Origin of the sequence: Trabulsiella guamensis ATCC 49490 (assembly GCF_000734965.1) — a bacterium.
In the GTDB taxonomy this organism is placed as follows: domain Bacteria; phylum Pseudomonadota; class Gammaproteobacteria; order Enterobacterales; family Enterobacteriaceae; genus Trabulsiella; species Trabulsiella guamensis.
In genome coordinates this window covers 1-4,146 of sequence record NZ_JMTB01000109.1, presented here as the reverse complement: position 1 = coordinate 4,146, position 4,146 = coordinate 1, and the positions used below count along the sequence as shown (strand labels likewise).

Annotated in this window: 3 protein-coding genes and 4 tRNA genes; 1 reads left to right on the top strand and 6 read right to left on the bottom strand. The window is 49.3% G+C overall.

What is annotated here, in order from left to right:
* Nucleotides 1-157 precede the first annotated feature (157 nt).
* The 4 genes from GTGU_RS18500 to GTGU_RS18485 all read right to left on the bottom strand — a co-directional run bounded on the left by GTGU_RS18500 (nucleotide 158) and on the right by GTGU_RS18485 (nucleotide 590).
* Nucleotides 158-233, bottom strand: a tRNA-Thr gene (locus GTGU_RS18500).
* 5 nt (nucleotides 234-238) lie between these two features.
* Nucleotides 239-313 (bottom strand) — tRNA-Gly (locus GTGU_RS18495).
* 113 nt (nucleotides 314-426) lie between these two features.
* Nucleotides 427-511: transfer RNA gene (locus tag GTGU_RS18490), tRNA-Tyr, on the bottom strand.
* Nucleotides 512-514: 3 nt separating this feature from the next.
* Nucleotides 515-590: transfer RNA gene (locus GTGU_RS18485), tRNA-Thr, on the bottom strand.
* A 492-nt stretch (nucleotides 591-1,082) separates the two neighbouring features.
* Between GTGU_RS18485 and coaA the strand changes: the two genes are divergently transcribed.
* A complete protein-coding gene (coaA, locus tag GTGU_RS18480; RefSeq protein WP_038160577.1) occupies nucleotides 1,083-2,033 on the top strand; it encodes a type I pantothenate kinase in 951 nt (316 codons plus the stop codon).
* Between the two features lie 27 nt (nucleotides 2,034-2,060).
* Here coaA and birA read toward each other — a convergent pair whose 3' ends face one another.
* Nucleotides 2,061-3,023: a bifunctional biotin--[acetyl-CoA-carboxylase] ligase/biotin operon repressor BirA gene (birA, locus tag GTGU_RS18475; protein ID WP_038160574.1), complete on the bottom strand. Its 963-nt coding sequence runs from the start codon at nucleotides 3,021-3,023 to the stop codon at nucleotides 2,061-2,063.
* The gene (gene murB, locus GTGU_RS18470) at nucleotides 3,020-4,048 is read right to left on the bottom strand and encodes a UDP-N-acetylmuramate dehydrogenase (RefSeq protein WP_038160571.1); all 1,029 of its coding nucleotides are present in this window, start codon (nucleotides 4,046-4,048) and stop codon (nucleotides 3,020-3,022) included. Before murB ends, birA begins: the two co-directional genes overlap by 4 nt.
* Between the last annotated feature and the right edge of the window lie 98 nt (nucleotides 4,049-4,146).

The window sequence follows — 4,146 nt, the reverse complement described above, 5'->3', positions numbered from 1 at the left end:
AACGTGCGGTTTTGTACGTTCAAACTTTTCTTTAGACATCGATTGTCCCTCTAAGACACGGATAAATCGGTGATACCACCACATCAACCAGGCAATATGCCTGAATCGTTGAATGCATTTACATGTTTACAGAGAGAAACAGGGAGGAGAAGTGAAGTGGTGCTGATACCCAGAGTCGAACTGGGGACCTCACCCTTACCAAGGGTGCGCTCTACCAACTGAGCCATATCAGCACGTCTGGAGCGGGCAGCGGGAATCGAACCCGCATCATCAGCTTGGAAGGCTGAGGTAATAGCCATTATACGATGCCCGCATCCTGAAACTCGGCTACCCAGTTCTTTCTGTAACAAAAAAGAGATTTCTCTCTTTTATGTTTGAGCTGAATAATTTTTTACCAGCTCAGGCGGCGATAACGCTGCCAGAAAGTGGTGGTGGGGGAAGGATTCGAACCTTCGAAGTCGATGACGGCAGATTTACAGTCTGCTCCCTTTGGCCGCTCGGGAACCCCACCTGATGGTGCCGACTACCGGAATCGAACTGGTGACCTACTGATTACAAGTCAGTTGCTCTACCTACTGAGCTAAGTCGGCATCAAGTAGCGCGCATTCTAGGGAGACCTGCGAGCTCATGCAACTAAAAATTTGCATAAAACGTTCTATCGCTCACATTTTGTGCGCCAACAGCAAAAAACGATGTAATTTCAGCCAGCAGAGAATAAAAATCCGGCTTTTTGCCAGTGCCGCTGTATCTCCTGCGCCCTCCACAGAATAATAACTAGCACAAATTTCCTGCCCCTGATGTCTGGCCTTCTGGTGACTGGCGAAAACATCGACTTTCCCGCTCCCTTCAGGAGCGATCCCGACAAGTTTGCTATGCGGGCGTTCGGACCCTTTTGCCGCCTGCTATGGGGCAGCGATATATAAGCATCCAGAAGCGAAGCTTCATTGCTAATGCATCGATTGAATAGATTTTTTCTTATTGTTCGGCCCCATCTGGTGTTACCCTCCTGCCCATTGTCCTGATTAACTGAATGTGACGCGCCACATTTTCACAGCACTCTCTGTGGCGACGAGAACATGCTTATGAGAAAAAAAGAGCAAGCGTTAATGACACCCTACTTACAGTTTAACCGTAGCCAGTGGGCTGCTCTTCGTGACTCCGTTCCTATGACATTGACCGAAGGCGAAATTACGCGGTTAAAAGGCATCAACGAAGATCTTTCGCTGGAAGAAGTGGCTGAAATCTATTTACCACTGTCACGTCTGCTGAACTTCTATATCAGTTCCAACTTGCGTCGTCAGGCAGTGCTGGAACAGTTTCTGGGGACTAACGGACAACGCATACCTTATATCATCAGCATTGCGGGAAGCGTGGCTGTCGGGAAAAGCACCACTGCCCGTGTGTTGCAGGCGCTATTGAGTCGCTGGCCGGAGCATCGGCGTGTTGAATTGATTACAACTGACGGTTTCCTGCACCCTAACGCCGTTCTGAAAGAACGAGGATTAATGAAGAAAAAGGGATTCCCTCTTTCTTATGATATGCACCGTTTAGTCAAATTCGTTTCGGATCTGAAATCCGGGGCGACAAACGTTACCGCACCGGTTTACTCCCATCTGATTTATGACGTTATTCCTGACGGCGATAAAACGGTGGCTCAACCGGATATACTTATTCTTGAAGGATTAAATGTCCTGCAAAGTGGGATGGATTATCCGCACGATCCACATCATGTTTTTGTTTCTGATTTTGTTGATTTTTCGATCTATGTTGACGCGCCAGAAGAGTTACTTAAAAGCTGGTATATCAATCGTTTTCTTAAATTCCGCGAAGGGGCATTTACTGACCCTGACTCTTACTTTCATAACTATGCGAAATTAAGTAAGGACGAAGCCGTAAATATTGCAACCTCCTTGTGGAATGAAATCAACCTTCTGAATTTGAAAGAGAACATTCTTCCGACTCGTGAGCGCGCCAGTTTAATTTTGACCAAAAGCGCTAACCACTCTGTCGAGCAGGTTCGTCTGCGGAAATAAATAAAGGGAGCTGGCGCTCCCTTTATTTTACTCTGCGCTTCGCAGGGATATTTCGCCGCCCATCCATGGCTTAACAACACCATCCTGTTCAAGCAAAAGCGCACCCTGAGCGTCTATTCCGCGAGAAATACCATAAATTTCTTTATCGCCAATAATCAGCTTAACAGGGCGATGGATAAAGTTATCCAATTTTTCCCAGCGAGGCAGCCAGGGGGCTAACCCTTCCTGTTCGAAAAGTTGCAGCGAACCACGTAATTCTTTAATAAGGCGTACTGCCAGAATATTACGATCAAGGGTAATTCCGGCTTCCTGCAAAATAATCCATCCCTGGTTAACCACATCTGTTTCTACACGGCGCATGGCAAGGTTTATCCCCGCCCCGATGACAAGCTGTGCCGCATCACCAGTTTTTCCCGTTAATTCGACAAGAATACCCGCCAGTTTGCGATCATTCAGGTAGAGATCGTTCGGCCATTTCACCCGCACCTGATCGGCCCCCAGGCTTTGCAGTACTTCAGCCATCACAATACCAATCACCAGACTCAGGCCGATAGCCGCCGCAGGCCCCTGCTCCAGTCGCCAGTACATCGACAGATACAGGTTGGCGCCGAAGGGAGAAAACCATTTTCTGCCGCGGCGCCCTCGCCCTGCTTGCTGATACTCCGCAACGCAGGCATCACCCGACTGTAGCTCGCTCATTCTGTCCAGGAGATACTGGTTGGTCGAATCGATGACCGGCAGTACAGTGACATCACCCTCTTGCAACTGACTGTGGATCAGTGCTTCATCAAGAAGCTGTATGGGCTCCGGCAGGCTATATCCTTTTCCTGGTACGGTGAAAACATCCACGCCCCAGTCCCGCAATGTCTGGATATGCTTGTTAATTGCTGCCCGACTCATCCCCAGGCATTCTCCTAATTGCTCACCCGAGTGGAATTCGCCATCAGAGAGTAGCGATATAAGCATCAATGGAATGGTGTTGTCTTTCACGCAATTTTCTCCACGGCATCAACTTCGCCGGTACTGCCAATAAAACGGACTTCAGGCTCCAGCCAGACATTGAACTTCTCGCCAACCTGCAGGCGTACGTAATGTGCCAGCGCAACGACATCATCGCTCGTTGCCTGATTTTCATTAATAAGTACGAGAGCCTGCTGGCGGTGTACCGTCGCGCCGCCTTTTTGTTTACCTTTAAGCTGACACTGGTCGATCAACCAGCCAGCAGCGAGCTTCATGCTGCCATCAGGCTGAGGATAATGAGGTGCCGTCGGGAAACGCGTCAGCAAGTCCTGCGCTTGTTCAGCGCTTACTACCGGATTTTTGAAGAAACTCCCGGCATTCCCGTTCACTTTTGGATCGGGTAGTTTTGACATACGCATCTGGCACACGGAATCAAATACCTGTTGTGGAGTGACGCGATGCGGATCAAGCCGTGTCAGGTCACCATACGTCAGTACCGGCTGCCAGACTTTTGCTAATCGCAGACCAACTGCAACGATGGCGTAGCGATCCTGATATTCATGTTTGAAGATGCTGTCGCGGTAACCGAACCGACATTCCTGCGCAGTCAGGCGCTGTTCTTTTTTCGTCGCCAGCTCGATACAGTCAACATACTCACATACCTGTCTGAACTCCACACCATAGGCACCGATGTTCTGTATCGGCGCAGAGCCCGCGCAACCCGGAATTAATGCCAGGTTCTCAAGACCCGGGATGTTGTTTTCCAGCGTAAACTGCACCAGTTTATGCCAGTTTTCTCCTGCCCCAACATGCAGATGCCATGCTGTCGTATTTTCCTGAACCGTAATACCTTTGATTCGGTTCACAATGACGGTACCTGCGTAGTCTTCCAGGAAGAGTACATTACTCCCCTCTCCCAGGATCAGCACCGGCTGCTGATTTTCGGTCGCCTGCTGCCAGGTTTGTTGTAATTGATGGGCATTTTCGACGCAAACAATCTGTTGCGCGCAGCAATCGATCCCGAAGGTATTCCAGGGCTTTAGAGAATGATTCATGAGACGCTTTCCTGAGACAAAAACGGGGCTAGTTTACCGTATCTGGGCCGGGAAGGCTTGAGGGTTTTTTAACGGACAAAAACGCAAAAAGGCCACCC

What these genes read in the sequence shown, in the direction of transcription:
- coaA (WP_038160577.1), top strand. Translation starts at nt 1,083, where the DNA reads ATGAGAAAAAAAGAGCAAGCGTTAATGACACCCTACTTACAGTTTAAC.
- murB (WP_038160571.1), bottom strand. Translation starts at nt 4,048, where the DNA reads ATGAATCATTCTCTAAAGCCCTGGAATACCTTCGGGATCGATTGCTGC.